Here is an 18709-nt window from a genome sequence, read left to right on the forward strand (position 1 = left end):
ATTCTTGGTCGATTGAAAAGCATAAGATGCTACAGCAGCTTGCCATCCAATCCTAGTTTAATGAGTTGCACTTGAGAGTTGAATCCAGGATTCAAAAATATTTTGTAATCGCTTGGTAAAACACCTTACCGCTATTTTATTAAACTCCCGAAAAAACATTAAATAAGTGAGAGCTGCACTAGATGAATATCGACGCCTTTCGTACAGAACACGACCTCCTGGGTGACCTACCCGTACCTAAAAATGCTTATTACGGCATTCAAACCCTACGCGCTTTAGACAACTTCAAGCTGTCGGGTGTTTCTCTTTCTGAATACCCCAATTTTGTTAGTGCGCTAGCCATGGTTAAGTTGGCAGCTGCCGATGCCAACCATGAGTTGGACTGCCTACCCTCTGAGAAGCATACCGCTATCACCAAGGCTTGCCAGCAGCTTATTGATGGTAAACACCATGACCAGTTTGTGGTTGACATGATTCAAGGTGGTGCAGGCACATCCACCAATATGAATGCTAACGAGGTAATTGCTAACCTTGGCCTAGAAAGCATGGGCAAAGAAAAAGGCGAGTATCAGTTTTTGCACCCTAATAATGATGTCAATATGGCGCAATCTACTAACGATGCCTACCCCACAGCCATTCGCGTGGGTTTGCTGTTAGGACAAAATGACTTACACCTTAGCTTAGAGAACCTTATTCAAACTTTGGCTGACAAGGGTGAGGAGTTTTCTGGTTTATTAAAAATGGGGCGTACTCAACTACAAGATGCTGTTCCCATGACTTTAGGTCAAGAGTTCCATGCCTTTGCTAACAACCTGCGTGAAGACCTGGCTCTATTAAAAAAACTAGGTAGTGATTTATTCACACCCGTTAACTTAGGTGGAACAGCTATAGGAACGGGCATTAATGCAGACCCACGTTACCAAGGCATAGCAGTTGAACGCTTAGCTGCCATTAGTGGTCATCCAATTACTGCAGCAACCGACCTAGTAGAAGCAACTTCAGACATGGGTTCTTTTGTGCTCTTTTCTGGTTTGCTAAAGCGTTTAATGACCAAGCTTTCAAAAATCAGCAACGATTTACGCCTACTATCCAGTGGCCCACGTACAGGAATTAATGAAATTAACCTACCTGCACGTCAGCCAGGCAGTTCAATTATGCCCGGCAAGGTTAATCCAGTCATTCCAGAAGCCGTTAACCAAATTGCTTTTGAAATTATTGGCCACGACCTTTCCGTGACTATGGCCGCAGAAGCAGGTCAGTTACAGCTCAATGTAATGGAACCTTTAATTGCTTGGAAAATGTTTGACTCAGTACGTTTAGCAACCCGTGGTATGGATATGCTGCGCGAACTGTGCATTGAAGGTATCACCGCTAATGAAACGCACTGCCGTGAACTCATGGAAAACTCCATTGGCATAGTGACTGCCTTAAACCCCTATATAGGCTACGAAAACTCCAGCCGCATTGCTAAAAAAGCCTTAACCACAGGTTGTGGTGTGCTGGAATTAATTAGAGAAGAGAACCTGATTGACGAAGAGCTTCTAGCTGATATTTTAAAGCCTGAGCACATGATTGCACCTAGAAGTGTAACCAAAAAAACTGCAAAGCTTTAACGAACCTTTGAGCAGTTAACTTTTGGCACGACGATCACGTAAATCTTTAAAAGCCATTGCCAGGGCTAATGAAACAGTAAAGATGATCGTCAACAAACCAAAGCTAACTGCAATAGACCAAGAGCTATAAGGTTGTAGGGTAAAGACCAAAGCAGTAATAACGGCAATGCCCACCGAAGTACCTATGCGCTGCCCTGTTTGCATTATCGCACCAGAGCTACCTGCATAAGCCAAAGGTACTTCAGCAAGAGTTAAAGTCTGGTTAGGGCTAATAATCGAGCCCTGACCTAGACCAAAAAAACTTAAAGACACTAACAACCACCAAATACTAGTGCCAACATATTCATGCAGCATAACCACGGCAATACTGGCAAGCAGCCCAAAAATGGCCAAACTCAAGCCACCTATTACCACTTTTCGACCATAGTCATTAACCTTTTTACCTGCCCAGTTAGCTGAATAGGCTGAAAGCAGCGCTGAAGGAATACCCACCATACCTGCCTCAAAAGCTGAAAAACCCAGCCCAAGCTGTACGTATAAAGGAATTAACACCCAAACGCTGGTCATGCCCAAAAAGTAGAGGGTCATAATAATGCTGCCATTGCGGTAGCTAGAGGTGGCAAATATTTTTAAATCCACCATAGGGCTGTAACCACGCAAGGTGTACCAACGCTCCCAGCGCACCCAAATATAAAACAGCACTAGCCCTACAGGCACTAACAACCAAAGCAAACCCGATGGATGAGTTTCAACAAAAGGGTATAAAAATGCCAGTACACCCAAACCTAGTAATAAAGCACCGATAGGGTCTAATGAACTTAAACCTTTGTGCTCTTTAAGTTTAGGTTTATGAATTAAAGGCCGTGGAAACCATAAGAAAGCCAGCAGCAGTGCTATCAAACCCACAGGTACATTAATAAGAAAAGTCAGGCGCCAGCCAAGCTCTGCACCACCTAATTGAATGAGCAAACCTCCAATCACTGGGCCAATAGCAACCGATACACCCACCGTAGTACCAAAAAGACCAAAAGCACGCCCCCGCTCTGGACCTTGAAAATACTGTTGAATCATCCCCACCGCCTGAGGATTCATAAAACCAGAACCTACGCCCTGCACAAAACGTGCCCCATTAAGCCAGTGAGCATCAGGTGCTAAACCTGCGGCAATCGAAGCAGAAATAAAGATAATCAAGCCAAGAATAAAAAAGCCACCCCGCCCCATTAAGTCGCCTGCCCGCCCAGCACTCACCAACACTACCCCAAAGGTAAGCGCATAGCCTGATAACACCCACTGAATATCAGAGCGACTAGCATTCAAACCTTCTTGAATAGAAGCTAAGGCAACATTTACCACGCTGACACTGAGCAGCGACATAAAAATCGCCATTAGCAAAACGGCAAGAATACGCCAGCGAATAGGGTCGTTATTAGACATTTAAAACCTTAAGTTATGTATTTAGCTCACGTAACGCTTGTACAAAAGTCGCTGTTTCTTGAGCGCCAGAAATTAGATGCTTATTATTGATAATAAATGCTGGCACAGAAGTTACACCCGCCTGTTGGTAAGTGGCTTCCTCCTCTCTAACCTTAGCGGCATATTGGTCTGACTCTAGGAGTTGCTTAGCCTTTACAGCATCTAACCCTATAGCTTCAACACAACTTAATAAAACCTCTTGGTCCGAAACCACCTTAGCTTCACCAAAATACACTTCAAACAATGCTTGCTTCATCTCAGTTTGCTTACCTTCTTCTCTAGCCCATTTAACTAAACGGTGGGCATCAAAAGTATTGCAAGTTAACCGCTGCTGTATTTTCACAAAATTCAAACCTAGCGTTTTAGCAATAGCCATCATTTGTGCCTGGGTAGCATGTAACTCTTCTTCACTACGGCCATACTTTTTAGCCAAAGCAGGTAAAATAGGTTCGCCTTCACCACTGTGATCTGGGTTCAACTCAAATGCACGCCACTCTACGGTGAACTCAAACTCAGACGCCAACTGCTGCATAGCTTTTTCTAGTCGCGCATAACCTATGGCGCACCAAGGGCAGGCAATATCAGAAACAATATCAATTTGTATATTTTTCATATAAGTCCTATCAATAGATTAGACAGTTGCACTTTAAGCAATAACCTTAGCCAAAAAAGCGTCCATATCTCTTACTTCTTCTAGACAAAGGCTATGATCCATACCGTAGCTTTGGTATTCAGGCTGATAGCCCATTGCTTGTAATCGTTTTATGGCGGCTTGCCCTAAAGTTTCAGCTACTACAGGGTCAAAACTACCGTGGGCAACAAAGATTGGAATATGTTGATTGGCTTCACTTAAATGAATGGTGTCAGCCGTGGCAAAATAGGTAGATAAAGCAAACAGCCCACCTAAAGGTTTGGGGTAACTAAGCGCCAGCTCATAGGCCACTGCGCCACCTTGAGAAAAACCACCAATAACAATGTTTTTACTAGGCACACCTCGAGCAATTTCAGCTTCAATTAAAGCTGCCACTAGGTTTGCAGATTTTTTTAATTGGTCTGTATCTACTTTACGGTCAATATCCATGGCTAGAATATCGTACCAAGCCGGCATCACCGTACCACCGTTAACAGTAACAGGTAACTCTGGCGCATGAGGGAAAATAAAACGAACAGCAGTGCTTTTGGAAAAAGCAAATTCTGGTACCACAGGTTCAAAATCATGACCACTTGCTCCTAAACCATGCAGCCAAATAACTGTATGTTTTGGGTCGGTACCCGTGTCAATTTGTAAAGCATCTAACTTAGGCATTGTTTCTCCAATTCATTAATAAAGCTCATCACATGCATGATAGTACAAAAACACTTTGGCTCGCATTATGCTAGAGTCAAGTCAGGTATCGCCCCCAATAAAGGAGTGAAAACCATGACAAAGGTTACCAACAATACACAATCTAAGCTCACCGTATTTTATGATGGTGCTTGTCCAGTTTGTGTTAAAGACCGCCGCCGCTATGAAAAACTGGAAGGTAAAACCGATGATAAAGTCGAGTGGTTAGATATTACTGGACGCGATGAAGAACTGCGCTTGCAGGGAATAGACCCAGACCTAGCCCTTAGAGAACTGCACGTAAAGGATGAGCAAGGGCAAATTCATAGCGAGCTTCCCGCTTATATTTTATTAATGTCGCGTGTACCTAGGTTAAAGCCATTAGCTTGGTTTATTGGCCTGCCCATTATTCGCCCCACCCTTGCTTGGCTTTACCACCGCATGGTTGCAAAACGGCTCACTTCGCGTATTAACTAACTTTTCACCAACCTCCTTGTTTTAAAATGGTGTTTTTGTGTATATTTTTGTACCATATAGCCCATTAGATCATTTCACTTGAAACGATGAATACAAGGAGATTTACAGTGTTTACATCGCTCACCCTTCGCCAAAGATTGCTGGCTACCATAATATTTTCTGGTGGTGTGTTTTTACTTATCGGCTTGCTTTACACCCTAAACCATAGAAATGATCTGGCTGCTGAAGCGATGCATGAACGCAGTGAAAGCTTAAAAATCGTTTTACAAGAGCGCTTAAAAGCTAAAGAAGAGTTTGGTTTAGGTTTAGCAGTTATGCTAGCTCAAAACCAGCTTATTCAAGAATACCTTTATGCCGATGTGCGCAGTGAAGTACAGGTTATTCTAGATGACCTAGTAAAACATTATGCTAAAACAACTAATTACCGTGGCTTAAGGGTTCAAATTCATACCGCTGAAGGTAAGTCTTGGTTGCGTAACTGGAACCCTAGCTCACACGGCGATGATTTGTTATTTCGTCCTAGTATCAGAAAAATCATCGCTGAAAAACGCCCCTTTGCCAGTTCTGATGAAACAGGACGCAGTGGCTTTGCAGTAAGAGGCCTTGCCCCTATTTTTTATGATGGTCAATACCTAGGCAGCTTAGAGGTTTTGCAAGGTGTGGGCAGTGTTGGTCGAGACTTTGAGGCCAATGGGCAAGCCTACATTATGCTACTGAACAAAAACATTGCCAAAGAATCACCGGGCATAGCTAAAAATTCAGCGATAGGTGATTACTTACTAGCTAATGATCGTTGGTTTAACGACAGAGCTAGAGGCTTTGCTAGCAGCTTGAATTTAAACAGTTTGCAAAAAGCATCAACCCAACTAACCTCTGACTGGTTTGCTACCAGCCTGCCAATTTTAAATGATAAAGGCCAACCCATAGGCGTACACCTAATAGGTGAGCCAGCAAATATTGTTAAGGCACAAGTAACCACCGCCACCCGTGCAGCTTGGATATTTATGGGGTTACTTATTTTACTAACCCTAGGCATGGGTATCAGCGTTGCTTTGCAAATACAGCGTAGCGTAGTTAAACCCATTGCTAAAAGTGTGAGCCGCCTTAAAGCCATGGAAAACAATCTAACCCTCCGCTTAACAACCAAGTACAAAGACGAACTAGGCAGCCTTTTTGGAGCATTTAATTCCCATACTGAAACCCTAGCGCATGTCATAGGTGAAGTAACCGAAACCGCTAACAACTTAGCTACTGCTGCTGACCAAATGCTGACTAATAGCCAGCAAAGTCGCCAACTAGCTAATTCACAATTAGCAGAGACAGACTTAGTAGCCTCGGCCAGTAACCAAATGGCTGCCTCGTCTGTAGAAATGGCTGAACACGCTGATGCAACCCTGAATGCAAGCGAGCAGGCACAGGCAGAAACACATAAGGGTCAAGAAGAAGTAACTAGCACCATTAAAGCCATTAACGACCTATCTCAAGAAATGAATCAAATGCTCGTTGTTATCGAGCGTTTAGATACTGGCAGTCAAAACATTGGCAAGGTTATCGAAACCATTTCAGCCGTTGCAGAACAAACCAACCTTTTAGCGCTTAACGCAGCCATAGAAGCAGCAAGAGCCGGTGAGGCAGGCCGTGGTTTTGCAGTAGTAGCCGATGAAGTACGCCAGCTAGCCAGCAGAACTCAGCAAGCAACTGGTGAAATTCATCAAATAATTGATGAAGTGCAACTAGCTGCTTCCGATGTATCCAAGGCCATTCACCAGGGCACTAAGCAGGCAGAAGTTTGTGTTAATCAAGCAGAAGATGCTGGAAAAGCCCTAGATAACATAAGCCAAAGTGTTGCCTCAGTGAATGATTACGGCTTACAAATAGCACAAGCTGCGCGTGAACAAAGCAGTGTGGCAGCAGAAATTAGCCAAAGCATGGTTAGAATTAATGATTTAGCCACCGAGAGCAGCAGCTCTACAGAACAAACCCAAAGCGTAAACCTAGCCTTGGTTAAACGTGCCGAAGCATTAGAAACCCTAGTGAAAAAATTCAAACTCTAGAACTTTAAGGAAACGATTGATTAAAACTTTAGTTAACCAACTGGTTAGCCCTAAAAAGCTAGCCCTACTTTTGTTTTTTTGTGTTTTTAGCCTTCCACTTTCTACCCTTGCCCACGACCTAGTTGTTGGATCCTGGAATATTCAACGACTAGGCCAGGGTCAACATAAAAACTACCCTGCACTGGCCACTATAGCTAGCAAGTTAGACCTGTTGGCTGTACAAGAAGTGATGACAGAAGAAGGTATTCAGTTACTAGAAACAGAGTTAGAGAAGCTCACAGGTGAACCTTGGGGCCGCCTAACTTCCCACGCTGTTGGTTCTAGAACCTATAAAGAAATGTATGCTTTTTTATGGCGTGAATCTGCCGTTGAATACCTAGATGGAGCGGTTCTTTACTTAGACAGAGAAAATAACTTTATTCGAGAGCCTTTTTCGGCCAAGTTCAAATCACGCCGCACCCATAAAGAGCTAGCCTTAGGCACAGTACATATTTTGTATGGCAAGGGCATAAAAGACCGTACACCTGAGATTAAAGCCCTTGCAGACTATTGGCATTGGCTAAAAGAGATTTACCCCAACACATCGCTTGCCTTAATGGGCGACTTTAATTTAGCTCCCTCAAACAAAGCATGGGACTTATTAAAGCAACAGGCCTACCCATTAATTACACAAGGCGCTACAACCCTTTCTAGTAAAGATGCAACCTTCGCTAACCTTTATGACAATATATGGGTAGAAGAAGGCACCCAGTTTGTTATAAGTGATGCGGGTATTATCGACTTTCCTAAGCTGTTAAAACTTAACCATAAAAAAAGCCGCAAGCAGGTTTCTGACCATGCACCCATTTATATGACCTTAGGTAATGCAACAATTGACCTGGCACCCCAGCTTATTTTGCAAGACCTAACCCCTTCTACTGGCAAGGTAAGAGGTAATAAAAACTCTAAAATTTACCATCGGCCAGACTGCTGTTATTCAGAGGTTCCTTAACTTGCTACAAGTTTATTCCAAGGCGCTGAGCTTAGGTGCTTAATCAAGTACTCAATTAAAGCATTGACTCTGGCTGGGCGTAATCGCCCGGGTGGAGTAACAATATATAAGGCTAGCGGTGGCACCTTCCAGTCAGACATAACTTGAACAAGTTCACCACTTTGTAAACCTTCCCAAACTAAAAAATCTGGCTGTAAAGCCAAGCCTAAACCATGCTTTAATGCCGGTTGCAAAGCATCGCCATTGTTTGCGCGCAAGCGACTAGGCGGTAAAGTCTGGCTAAACTCACCTTCTTGAGTATGGGTAAAACGCCAGTTACTACCATAATTATCGTAGGTATAAAGCAAGGCTTGATGATCGGCTAAATCACTTGGGTGCTTGGGTGTACCATGTTTAGCAAAGTAAGCAGGTGAACCTACCAGCAGAATTTGAATAGGGCATAAACGCCTAGCTAATAAACTTGAGTCTGCTAGGTTGGCGATGCGTAAAGAAAAATCAAAGCGCCCTGTTACCAAGTCAACCTGCTGATCATTAAACTGAATATCAATTTCTATATCTGGGTGCATTTCAAGAAAATCAGGCAATAAAGGTGCTAGGTTACTTTGCCCAAAAGACATAGGCGATGAAATACGAATTAAGCCACGTAAGTTTTCTGACTGTTCTTTAATGTCAGCCTCCACCTCTTTACCCCTATTAAGCAGATCATTAGCGCCCTCTAGTGCGCTATAGCCGCTTTCTGTTAGAGATATTCCGCGTGAGGTGCGATGAAAAAGAGTAGTTTTAGTACGTTCTTCTAGGCGCGTAATGGCTTTGGAAACAGTTGCTTGAGACACACCTAAAACTTTTGCTGCTTTAGCAAAAGAGCCTTCACGAGCAATGGTGGCAAAAATAGCCCAAGCTTCAAAATCAGGTAGAGGTTGCACTTTTCACACCTTAAAATGAGTTATCGAAATTAGAAAGGCTGCTATTCCATTTTAGGGATTCTCGACACTAGGACAAAACACTAAACTCTAACCCTGTTAAATAACTTTGAGTTAAAGGAAACGCTATGATTGAACATCGTTCATTTGCAAGCTTAGGTGGAGCTAACCACGGTTGGCTAGATGCTAAACACCATTTTTCTTTTGCCAGTTATTACGATGCAAAACGCATGGGCTGGGGTTCATTACGCGTTTGGAATGATGATGTAATTCAACCCAACACAGGCTTCCCACCACATCCCCATAAAAACATGGAAATTGTTACCTATGTTAGGGAAGGTGCCATTACCCATGAAGACAGCCTAGGTAATAAAGGTCGCACCCAAGCGGGTGATGTGCAAGTAATGAGTGCTGGCAGCGGTATTATACACTCTGAATACAACTTGGAAGCAGTAGAAACACGCATTTTCCAAATTTGGATTGAGTCAAACCAAAAGCCTAACAGTCCCTCATGGGGAACGCGCCCTTTTCCAAAAAATGAACGTGCTGGCAGTTTTGTTGCCTTAGCCAGTGGTTTTTCTGAAGATACGGAAGCCTTGCCAATTCGTACCGACGCACGAGTTTTAGGTGCAACATTAAAAGCGGGTGAGCAACTAGAATATAGCTTTGCTAGTGCTAATCGTTATGGTTATTTAGTGCCAGCTAAAGGTAAGGTTGAAGTAAATGGCCTGCTATTAAATGCTCGGGATGGTGCAGCCATTCAGCAAGAAGAAAAAATTGTTATAACAGCATTAGAAGATGCTGAGCTGGTTTTAGTAGATGCAAGCTAAGCAGCAATTTTAAAGTAAAGAAAACTAATTTTAGAAACTAAACAGGAGTCTATTAAATGACTAAGCAATACTTAGCAGCAATTAAAAATCGTCGTAGTCAGTATGCCTTAGGTAAAGATTTACCTTTAGCAGAGCAAGAAGTAACAGAGCTAATTAAAGAAGCTATACGCCAATCGCCCTCTGCTTTTAACTCGCAAAGCTCGCGTGCAGTAATTTTACACGGCGCTCAGCATGAAAAGTTTTGGGAGATTGTTAAAAACGAATTGCAAAAAATTGTTCCAGCAGAAAACTTTGCACCCACTGAAGAAAAAGTTAATAGCTTCGCTGCGGGCGCAGGTACGGTCTTGTTTTATGAAGATCAGGATGTTGTAAAAGGCTTGCAAGAAAACTTTGCACTTTATGCCGATAACTTCCCAATTTGGTCAGAGCATTCCACAGGTATTGCTCAGTTTGCGGTATGGACTGCGCTAGCTGAAGCCAATATAGGTGCAAGCTTGCAGCACTATAACCCACTACCAGATGCAGCCGTAGCAGCAGAGTGGAAGGTGCCAGCTAGCTGGAAACTACGCGCCCAAATGCCTTTTGGCTCACACCAGGGTGAGTTTTCAGAAAAAGAATTTATGGCTGATGAAGACCGCTTTATCGTCCAATAAAAATACTTTCTAGTACTGGAAGTGGTTCTTTTTTAAGAACCACTTCTTTACCTACCGGTGAATATTAGGCCATGATTGTCCTCTATGGCTTTCAGGCTAAAACCTAGGCAGAGGAAATAATCATGGCCGATAAAAAAACGAACCAGGGCAAATGCCCAGTATCACATCTAACCACCGCTTTTGGTGCACCCGTAGTCGATAACCAAAACTCACTGACCGCTGGCAAGCGTGGCCCTGTGCTAGTCCAAGATATTTGGCTAAACGAAAAACTTGCCAATTTTGTGCGTGAAGTTATCCCTGAGCGACGTATGCACGCCAAAGGTTCTGGGGCATTTGGCACCTTTACCGTAACCAATGATATTACCCGCTACACCCGCGCTAGTATTTTCAGTGAAGTAGGTAAAAAAACCGAAATGTTTGCCCGCTTCAGCACTGTAGCAGGCGAACGTGGTGCCGCTGATGCCGAGCGTGATATTCGTGGCTTCGCACTTAAGTTCTACACCGAGCAAGGCAACTGGGACATGGTGGGTAATAACACGCCTGTGTTCTTCATGCGAGATGCTAAGAAGTTTCCAGACCTAAACAAAGCTGTAAAACGCGACCCAAAAACCAACATGCGTTCGCCCACCAACAACTGGGATTTCTGGACACTGCTGCCAGAAGCTCTACACCAGGTGACTGTGGTTATGTCGGATCGTGGTATTCCTAAGAGCTACCGACACATGCATGGTTTTGGTAGCCACACCTACAGCTTTTGGAATGAGGCAGGTGAGCGCTATTGGGTAAAGTTCCACTTTATAACCCAGCAAGGCATTGAAAATCTGACTGACGCCGAAGCAGCGGCAGTGGTTGCTGATGACCGTGAAAGCAATCAGCGCGACCTTTATGAAGCGATTGAACGTGGTGACTTCCCACGTTGGAAAATGTACGTGCAAATCATGCCTGAAGCCGAAGCCGAAACCTACCAAGTACACCCCTTCGATTTAACCAAGGTTTGGTATAAAGGCGACTACCCACTTATCGAGGTAGGTGAGTTCGAGCTGAACCGTAACCCAGAAAACTATCATATGGATGTTGAACAGGCAGCCTTCTCACCCTCGAACCTTGTACCTGGTATTAGCGTCTCTCCAGATAAAATGCTGCAGACTCGACTCATCAACTACCCAGATTCACAAAGATATCGCCTAGGCGTGAACTACCAACAGGTGCCGGTTAATGCTGCTAAATGTCCGGTCATGAGCAACCATCGGGATGGTGCTGGGCGGGCAGATGATAATTACGGCAGCTTACCGCATTATCAGCCAAACAGCTTTGGCCAGTGGCAAGATCAGCCAGAATATGCAGAGCCACCGCTTAAAATTGACGGAAATGCAGCTATGTTCGATTTCCGCGAGGATGATGACGACTATTACAGCCAGCCGCGCAAACTATTTCAGCTGATGACGCCTGAGCAGCAGCAGGTATTATTTGAAAATACAGCACGGAATATGGGCGATGCTCCCGATTTTATTAAACAGCGCCACATCGACAATTGCACCCGTTGCGACCGCGCCTATGGTGAAGGGATAGCCAAGGCGTTAGGTATGTCGGTTAAGTCACCCGAAGAATTGTCTGCCAAACCTGAATTAGCAGAGTAATACTGACTTACTAAAGCTCTCACAACGATAACAAAGTTGTGGGAGCGTAATCGCTGATTTGTAAGCCATAAATGAAAAAACCAGCCCTAAGGCCAGTTTTTAGTTTACCAAGCAGAAGATGGTGAGTTAGCGCCAGAAGCAACTGTCAAAAAATATTTGACAGTTCGCCAAGAAGGTAGATTAGTATGACCAAAAAAGATGCAGTGCCAGCCTCCTTAATACCTATGCCAGAAAACTACGGCAATTGGTTAGCAGATTTAAAAAACCGCATTCAAACTGCACAACAACGAGCGGCGCTTGCCGTAAACCGTGAGCTTGTCTTGCTCTATTGGCAAATAGGCCAAGATATTTTGCAGCGTCAAACTGAGCAAGGTTGGGGTGCTAAGGTTATCGAACGCCTCTCGCATGATTTACGAATTGCCTTCCCTGAAATGAAAGGGTTTTCACTACGAAACTTACAATATATGTGTGCTTTTGCTGAAGCTTGGCCAGATAACTCAATTGTGCAACAGGCTGTTGCACAATTACCTTGGGGTCACAATTTAGTACTACTAAGCAAACTAAAAAGCCAAGAACTACGCACACTTTACGCACAAAGTGCAGTAGAGCATGGCTGGTCTCGTTCTATATTAGAGATGCAAATAGAAACACGAAGAATTGAACGTGAAGGTAAAGCCGTTACCAATTTTGCAGAACGACTTCCTGAACCCAATACTGACTTGGCACGCCAATCATTTAAAGACCCCTATTTATTCGATTTTTTGCATCTTGGCAATGAAGCTTATGAACGTGATATCGAAGATGCTTTAGTTAAGCACATTACCCAGTTTTTATTAGAGCTAGGTGCTGGCTTTGCTTTTGTTGGGCGACAAGTACATTTAGAAGTAGGGGGCGATGACTTCTTTATTGACCTCTTGTTCTACCACTTAAAACTACGTTGTTATGTTGTGATAGAGCTTAAAGCTGATAAGTTTAAGCCTGAACACTTGGGTCAGCTAAGCTTTTACCTAACAGCCATTGACCAGCAAGTTAAAGCAGCAGAAGACAATCCAACCATTGGTTTGCTGTTATGTAAAAGCAAAAACAAAGTAGTAGCAGAATATGCACTGCACGATAAAAGCCAGCCGCTTGGCGTAGCAGAATATCAATTAGTGGAATCTCTGCCCAAAGAATTACAAACCAGCTTGCCTAGCATTGAGCAGATAGAGCAAGGGTTAAAGGAAAATTAATGCAGTCTGTCAAAGTGAAAACTACCGCTAAAAGAAAGTCTAAAAAAGCTAAAGCCTTGGCTTTTCGCAATAAACTTATACTTAACCAGTGGCTGATAAGCCTGTTTGGTATTGATCCTTTAGCTGAGCATAAGCTGCAGGGCAAAACGATTCGCCCTTTCCATAAGCTAGCCGAACCTATTCGTAACCCTGCATTAGAAGGCCTGGATAAAGACAACTTACACCACTTTTTTCATCACCTAGCCAACAGTCCCCTATTTAGTACTGCTGGTATACAGCTTGAAGGCCTACACATTAACCGTGACCAGCTAATGGCCTATGAGCAGAATATTGTACGCCACACTCAGGCTATTAATGAAAAACGTCATCGACCAATACAATGGAAGTATTACCAATGGCTAACTCTGTTATTTGTTGAGGTGTATTTAGACCGCTATTTTGCTGACCGAAATAATTTGCTTGAAGAGTTGAATGCTTTCATTGAGCGTTTTAACCAGCACTATCAAGATTACGATGACTTAGCCCACTACGCTTTTGAAGATCTAAACAAGCTGTGCCTACAAAACGCTACGGGCAGCGGTAAAACCTTATTAATGCACGTAAATTTACTGCAATACCGTCATTATGCTGCTTTATATGGCAAAGAAAATGAGCTTTCTCGCGTTATCTTAATTACCCCTAATGCTGATTTGTCTAAGCAGCATGTTGATGAATTTCATGCCAGTGATATTTCTTCGGGTAGTTATGTAGGTTCTCGTGGAGGGCTTTTTGGTGCAGCTTCGGGTTTAAACCGAGTCGATGTATTAGAAATAACCAAACTAGAAGATAAGGAAGGCCCTAACACCATTGCAACACGTAGTTTAGGTGACCAAAACCTATTGCTAGTAGATGAAGGCCACCGTGGTATGAGCGGTAATGAGCAAGGTGTTTGGTCGCGTCGCCGTGAAGCCCTCAGCGACAAAGGTTTCGCTTTTGAGTATTCAGCCACCTTCGAGCAGGCCGTGGTAGGTACGCAGCTAGAAGATAACTACGCTAAAGCTGTGCTGTTTGATTATTCTTACCGCTGGTTTTACGAAGACGGTTTTGGTAAAGACTATCAAATTCTTAACCTACCCAAATCTTTTGATGAATCTCAGGCTATTTACATTACTGCTTGCCTGCTTAAATTTTACCAACAGCTACGTATTTATGACGATAAAAAAACTGAATTAGCTGATTTTCACATCGAAAAACCTTTGTGGGTATTTGTTGGTAATACTGTTTCTTCTACCAAAATGAATAAACAAGAACAGCTTGTAGCTACCGACGTAGCATTAATTATTCAGTTTATGGCTGAATTTCTTAGCAATGAACAAGCTGCTGTGCGCCGTATACAAGAAGTTCTTAGTAGTAAAGGGCAAGATACTGGCCTGTTAGATGCTAATGGCAACGATATTTTTGAAAGTGCTTTTAACTACTTAGCCCAATTTTTAAATGCAGGAGAAACCGTTACCGATTTATATCGGGACATTCTTATGCGTTTATTTAACCAGCCTGCTGGTGGCCAACTGGTATTAGAACGCATTAGAGGTGATGCCGGTGAAATTGCTTTGCGCGTTGGCAGCAGTGAAACCCCATTTGGTTTAATTAATGTGGGCGAAACCAAAACTCTTTGCGATCACCTAGAGCAGCTAGCAGTACAGGATAATATTCCACTCACTGTGACTGATAGTGATTTTAACCAAGCCATGTTTGCCAGTGTGCGTGAATCCAACTCCCCTATTAACCTATTAATTGGTGCTAAAAAGTTTGTTGAAGGCTGGGACTGTTGGCGAGTAAGTACGCTTGGCCTTATGCATGTAGGTAGTAGCGAAGGTGCACAAATTATTCAGTTGTTTGGACGCGGCGTACGCTTAAAAGGCCATCAGTGGAGCCTTAAACGTAGCGGCCACTCCTTAGCGCAAAAGGTACCTGCCTTTATCCAAGAGCTAGAAACCTTAAATGTATTTGGTATTCAAGCCGACTTTATGGAAAAGTTTCGCCAATATTTACAAGATGAAGGCTTGCCAGGTAACGAGCGCCGTAAAGTGATTCAGATTCCATTAAACGTAACCTACGACTTTGGAAAAAAGCTAAAAACGCTGCGACCTAAACTCAAAGATGATAATGGTAAAGAGTACGATTTTAAAATAGATGCTCGCATTCCGACTCTTAAGCAAGCTCCCAGCTACTTAACACTTAATAAGGTGGTTGCTGACTGGTATCCACGCATTGCTGCCATTCGTTCAAGCGGTACTACCACTCTTCTACAAAAAGAAACTGCCCTTCTCCGCGAACAGCATTTAGCTTTGTTAGATTATGACCAGCTATTTTTTGAGTTAGAACGCTTTAAAAATGAACGCAGTTGGTACAACTTGAATATAACTAAGGCTGGTATTCAGCAACTACTGAAAAATTCCAGCTGGTACACACTATTCTTACCGGCAGCACGTTTAAACCCAAGTAGCTTTGAAGGTGTCTTATTACTTCAACAAGTAGCCAGTGAGCTACTTAAACGCTATGCCGAACGCTACTACAACTACTGCAAGCGTGAGTTTATGGAGCCTCGCCTAGAGCTACGTGAACTTACCGCAGCCGATGAAAACATTCCTCAGGAAGATTTTTACCAAGTCATTGTTGATGGCAGTGAAGAACAGTTAATTCAAGCCATTGAACAGGTAAAACTAAACTTAGAGCAACAAAAGGATGACTTACTAAAAGTTGGTGATTTAAGTGCTATTAACCTTCACCAACACCTGTTCCAGCCCCTACTGCACCTTAGGCGTGGCAGTAAAATCTCTATTCAACCTGTGGCACTCAACGAAAGTGAATTCCAGTTTGTTACTGACTTAAAAGACTGGTGTGACGAAAATAAAGCAGACCTAGATAAAGATGGTGTTGAGTTATATTTATTGCGTAACCGAACCCGTGGTAAAGGTGTTGGTTTCTTTGAAGCTGGCGGATTCTACCCAGACTTTATTTTGTGGATGCTGATAAACGGCAAGCAGTACGTTACTTTTATAGAACCTCATGGCCTGTTACATGAAGGACCAGGCAGTGAAAAAGTACTCTTCCACAAAAAAATCAAAGATGTAGAAAAACGACTAAAAGATCCTGATGTGGTACTTAATAGCTTTATCTTGTCTTGGACTGACTACGCACAACTGCAATGGGACAAGTCTGAAGATGAGCTAGAAGCCATGCACGTACTGCTAATGACCAATAACCGAGATAGTTACATAGAAAGAATGTTTGCAAGGCTAAGGCAGGAATAAGCTTAAAAGGTTACGAAAAGGACGAATAATAGTTTGTTTATAAAAAATCACAAAGTAGCATTATCGAACTGTCAGGAAGATTTAAAGCAGTATATGCGTGACGGAGCAGTCGTAGACAGTGATGGGTATCTGTCTGTAATGCTACCAATTACAAGGAACTCTATCGCTATAAGGTTTGCAGAAAAGGACCCAGTTGTTGCAAAAATGGTAGCCCATGCACTTGCTCTGTTTGAAAAGCTTTGCACCAAGGATGATGCCTACGCTTTTTATCAGCTCATAATGGAATCCGATAAGCTGCATGACCGTGTAATGCAGTTTGTTACCTTAATGATATCTAACTACGAGCCAATGGGTACACTTACCATAAGTAAAGCAGTAGATAAAAAGCACGGTAAACTTTTAAGTGATGTGCGATTAATCGGTGATTCTTTTGGCTTTTACGATAAAGAAGCTAAAACTTTTTCAGGTGGAGTTACACGAACTTCACACCCCAATGGAATGACCAAAGAACTGATGCTTCCACCTGAAATAATATCACTACTTATGTGCTATTACATAAATGGACAACGTGTACTAGCTATGATGCAGTGGTGATTGCCGGATAACTTGGGTGACGGAGAGGGCATGCATAATGTTTTTGGCTACTTGACCAATTAGATTTTTTTTTCCAACCAGCTACGAATAGCTTAATTAAGAAACGTGGTTGAAAATGAAGTTTTTCATATCAGTCACGAACACACCTCACATATTTGGGATAACAAGTATAACCACTATGTGCCCCATTCTTTGCGGAAAAAAAATTGACAAGGAATGCACGCGCTCTTCTTTCTCCATCTATTTCATCAGCTTGGCTTGATGTCCAAAAAGACTGATGATCAAAATCCATTGAATGCAAAAGCGGCTCTTTAATAAAAATTCCTGAACTAGGGCCACCTTTTATGAAACAAGGTTTTACAGTATTTAGCGTTTCTAATTCAAATCTAGTTGGCACTCTCCAATCGCTATAGCCTCCATAATTTAATTGGTTTAATTGCTCAGCATATCTATCTACATCCTTCCAACCTATCTTATTATCGCTTGTTGCCGTTTGCCACATCAGCCCAGTTTCAGGATCTAACCAAACATCCTCGCTTCGTTTTTTTGACATAATACACATCTTTTTTTCAACCGGTTTACCCTTTTGAGCTTTACACGTTCAAAAGGACGTTGTAGTACGTACCATCGTTCACCAACTCTTATTACTGCATTAATTTTTTTCAGTTTAGTGGGCGTGCATAACGTTTTTATGCATTTAATCGTTCCCAAATCTCTTTTTCCGTGGGCGCACTCTCTTTATGTTTTACTTGGACACGCCCACCACTCGAAACTGCTTCAGCCCAGGAAATAACAACTTTTCGCGGATTCTTTTGCCAATCATGGTCAGCTAACCAAGCATCTAGAAGTTGAATGTCGATGGGTACCCCGTTTTTGTGAAGAGCCCGCAACGTTACCTTGATCCTATCCTCGTCCAATGCATGCAGTCCTGACTTATTGCATGTGAGAGAAAGCGATTCAAAGGCTTTTTCCAACATATTGTCCATATATTCTCCTTGCATGCATAACGAGGCTGTAGAAAAACCTGTTTTCAACCAGCTTTTCCCACCAACAGCTCGTTTTTTGTTATTTATATTGTGTTGCCCATTTTATAGCTGGCAACTTATTTATTCCGTGTATTTCTTGCTTTTTGCTGCTGGCTTCTAATGAATTTCTACTTATACGTGATTTTAATGCGTTTTATGGGCTAATCAGCCCCTTTATTGACTCAGTTTGCCATAACGAGCCAGCTTCTCAACATTGTGTACCAAGCAAAAGAGTTGCCATTGGCCTTGCACCTTAGTTTTTCCCCTCAGGCTAAAGCGGTTCAACCCTTTGTTCGTACCGATATTGCCGAATACCGGTTCAACAACGGACATGCGGTGAGCATAAATGGTTTTTCCTAAGGGGTTATCCACACGGTGTTTCATCCAGTCAGTGTAACTGGCTGCTCTTTTTCCATTTAATGGGAAGCTGACTTGTCGGCCTGCACCTTTGCGGTGGTTGGCTGCGGAGGGCGTTTTCATGCATTGGTGTTTCTTAGGACAATGTCTACATTGCAGTAATCGCCCTTCAAAATAAGCCGTTGGTTGACCTTGGAGATTGTTTCGGGTGCCTCGACTACTGATAGTCTGCCCTGCTG

Annotated in this window: 17 protein-coding genes; 10 read left to right on the forward strand and 7 right to left on the reverse strand. The window is 42.9% G+C overall.

Annotated features, from left to right (window positions below):
• Positions 1-182 precede the first annotated feature (182 nt).
• Positions 183-1613 carry an aspartate ammonia-lyase gene (locus tag BP27_RS0112230; RefSeq protein WP_027851792.1) on the forward strand — a complete coding sequence of 477 codons (1431 nt, stop codon included), beginning with the start codon at positions 183-185 and terminating at the stop codon, positions 1611-1613.
• A gap of 15 nt (positions 1614-1628) precedes the next feature.
• On the opposite strand, the gene BP27_RS16250 is transcribed toward BP27_RS0112230, so the two are convergent.
• The 3 genes from BP27_RS16250 to BP27_RS0112245 are packed head-to-tail and all read right to left on the reverse strand — an operon-like array spanning position 1629 to position 4392.
• On the reverse strand, positions 1629-3047 hold the full coding sequence (locus BP27_RS16250; RefSeq protein ID WP_036240256.1) for an MFS transporter: 1419 nt from the start codon (positions 3045-3047) through the stop codon (positions 1629-1631).
• Positions 3048-3060: 13 nt separating this feature from the next.
• A complete protein-coding gene (locus tag BP27_RS0112240) occupies positions 3061-3699 on the reverse strand; it encodes a DsbA family oxidoreductase (RefSeq protein WP_027851793.1) in 639 nt (212 codons plus the stop codon).
• Positions 3700-3732: 33 nt separating this feature from the next.
• Positions 3733-4392, reverse strand: a complete 660-nt coding sequence (locus BP27_RS0112245) for an alpha/beta hydrolase (RefSeq protein WP_027851794.1) — start codon at positions 4390-4392, stop codon at positions 3733-3735.
• A gap of 114 nt (positions 4393-4506) precedes the next feature.
• Between BP27_RS0112245 and BP27_RS0112250 the strand changes: the two genes are divergently transcribed.
• The 3 genes from BP27_RS0112250 (at position 4507) to BP27_RS16255 (ending at position 7932) form a co-directional block, all read left to right on the forward strand.
• A complete protein-coding gene (locus BP27_RS0112250; protein ID WP_027851795.1) occupies positions 4507-4887 on the forward strand; it encodes a thiol-disulfide oxidoreductase DCC family protein in 381 nt (126 codons plus the stop codon).
• Between the two features lie 107 nt (positions 4888-4994).
• Positions 4995-6941: a methyl-accepting chemotaxis protein gene (locus BP27_RS0112255; protein ID WP_051610559.1), complete on the forward strand. Its 1947-nt coding sequence runs from the start codon at positions 4995-4997 to the stop codon at positions 6939-6941.
• A gap of 16 nt (positions 6942-6957) precedes the next feature.
• Positions 6958-7932, forward strand: coding sequence for an endonuclease/exonuclease/phosphatase family protein (locus BP27_RS16255; protein ID WP_051610560.1), 975 nt, complete (start codon positions 6958-6960; stop codon positions 7930-7932).
• On the opposite strand, the gene BP27_RS0112265 is transcribed toward BP27_RS16255, so the two are convergent.
• Positions 7929-8855 carry a LysR family transcriptional regulator gene (locus BP27_RS0112265; protein WP_027851797.1) on the reverse strand — a complete coding sequence of 309 codons (927 nt, stop codon included), beginning with the start codon at positions 8853-8855 and terminating at the stop codon, positions 7929-7931. The two genes, BP27_RS16255 and BP27_RS0112265, sit on opposite strands and share 4 nt — an antisense overlap.
• A 125-nt stretch (positions 8856-8980) precedes the next feature.
• On the opposite strand from BP27_RS0112265, the gene BP27_RS0112270 reads away from it, so the two are divergent.
• The 6 genes from BP27_RS0112270 to BP27_RS0112295 all read left to right on the forward strand — a co-directional run bounded on the left by BP27_RS0112270 (position 8981) and on the right by BP27_RS0112295 (position 17088).
• Positions 8981-9682 (forward strand): pirin family protein, encoded by a 702-nt coding sequence (locus tag BP27_RS0112270; protein ID WP_027851798.1) that lies wholly within the window; start codon positions 8981-8983, stop codon positions 9680-9682.
• Between the two features lie 56 nt (positions 9683-9738).
• Positions 9739-10335, forward strand: coding sequence for a nitroreductase family protein (locus BP27_RS0112275; protein WP_027851799.1), 597 nt, complete (start codon positions 9739-9741; stop codon positions 10333-10335).
• Positions 10336-10457: 122 nt separating this feature from the next.
• Positions 10458-11972: a catalase gene (locus BP27_RS0112280; RefSeq protein ID WP_027851800.1), complete on the forward strand. Its 1515-nt coding sequence runs from the start codon at positions 10458-10460 to the stop codon at positions 11970-11972.
• 185 nt (positions 11973-12157) lie between these two features.
• Positions 12158-13201 (forward strand): PDDEXK nuclease domain-containing protein, encoded by a 1044-nt coding sequence (locus BP27_RS0112285; RefSeq protein ID WP_027851801.1) that lies wholly within the window; start codon positions 12158-12160, stop codon positions 13199-13201.
• Positions 13201-16494 (forward strand): DEAD/DEAH box helicase family protein, encoded by a 3294-nt coding sequence (locus BP27_RS0112290; RefSeq protein ID WP_036240258.1) that lies wholly within the window; start codon positions 13201-13203, stop codon positions 16492-16494. The genes BP27_RS0112285 and BP27_RS0112290 overlap by 1 nt, the downstream gene beginning before the upstream one ends.
• Before the next feature lie 33 nt (positions 16495-16527).
• On the forward strand, positions 16528-17088 hold the full coding sequence (locus BP27_RS0112295; RefSeq protein WP_150112061.1) for a hypothetical protein: 561 nt from the start codon (positions 16528-16530) through the stop codon (positions 17086-17088).
• 130 nt (positions 17089-17218) lie between these two features.
• On the opposite strand, the gene BP27_RS0112300 is transcribed toward BP27_RS0112295, so the two are convergent.
• From BP27_RS0112300 to BP27_RS0112310, 3 genes are all read right to left on the reverse strand, one after another.
• Positions 17219-17641 carry an Lcl C-terminal domain-containing protein gene (locus BP27_RS0112300; RefSeq protein ID WP_027851804.1) on the reverse strand — a complete coding sequence of 141 codons (423 nt, stop codon included), beginning with the start codon at positions 17639-17641 and terminating at the stop codon, positions 17219-17221.
• A gap of 136 nt (positions 17642-17777) precedes the next feature.
• Positions 17778-18074, reverse strand: a complete 297-nt coding sequence (locus BP27_RS0112305; protein ID WP_027851805.1) for a DUF1889 family protein — start codon at positions 18072-18074, stop codon at positions 17778-17780.
• A 213-nt stretch (positions 18075-18287) separates the two neighbouring features.
• Positions 18288-18709 (reverse strand): transposase (locus BP27_RS0112310; protein ID WP_245597848.1); only part of this gene is annotated, 422 nt, incomplete at its 5' end.

It is taken from the genome of Marinospirillum insulare DSM 21763 (assembly GCF_000686905.1).
Classification (GTDB): domain Bacteria; phylum Pseudomonadota; class Gammaproteobacteria; order Pseudomonadales; family Halomonadaceae; genus Marinospirillum; species Marinospirillum insulare.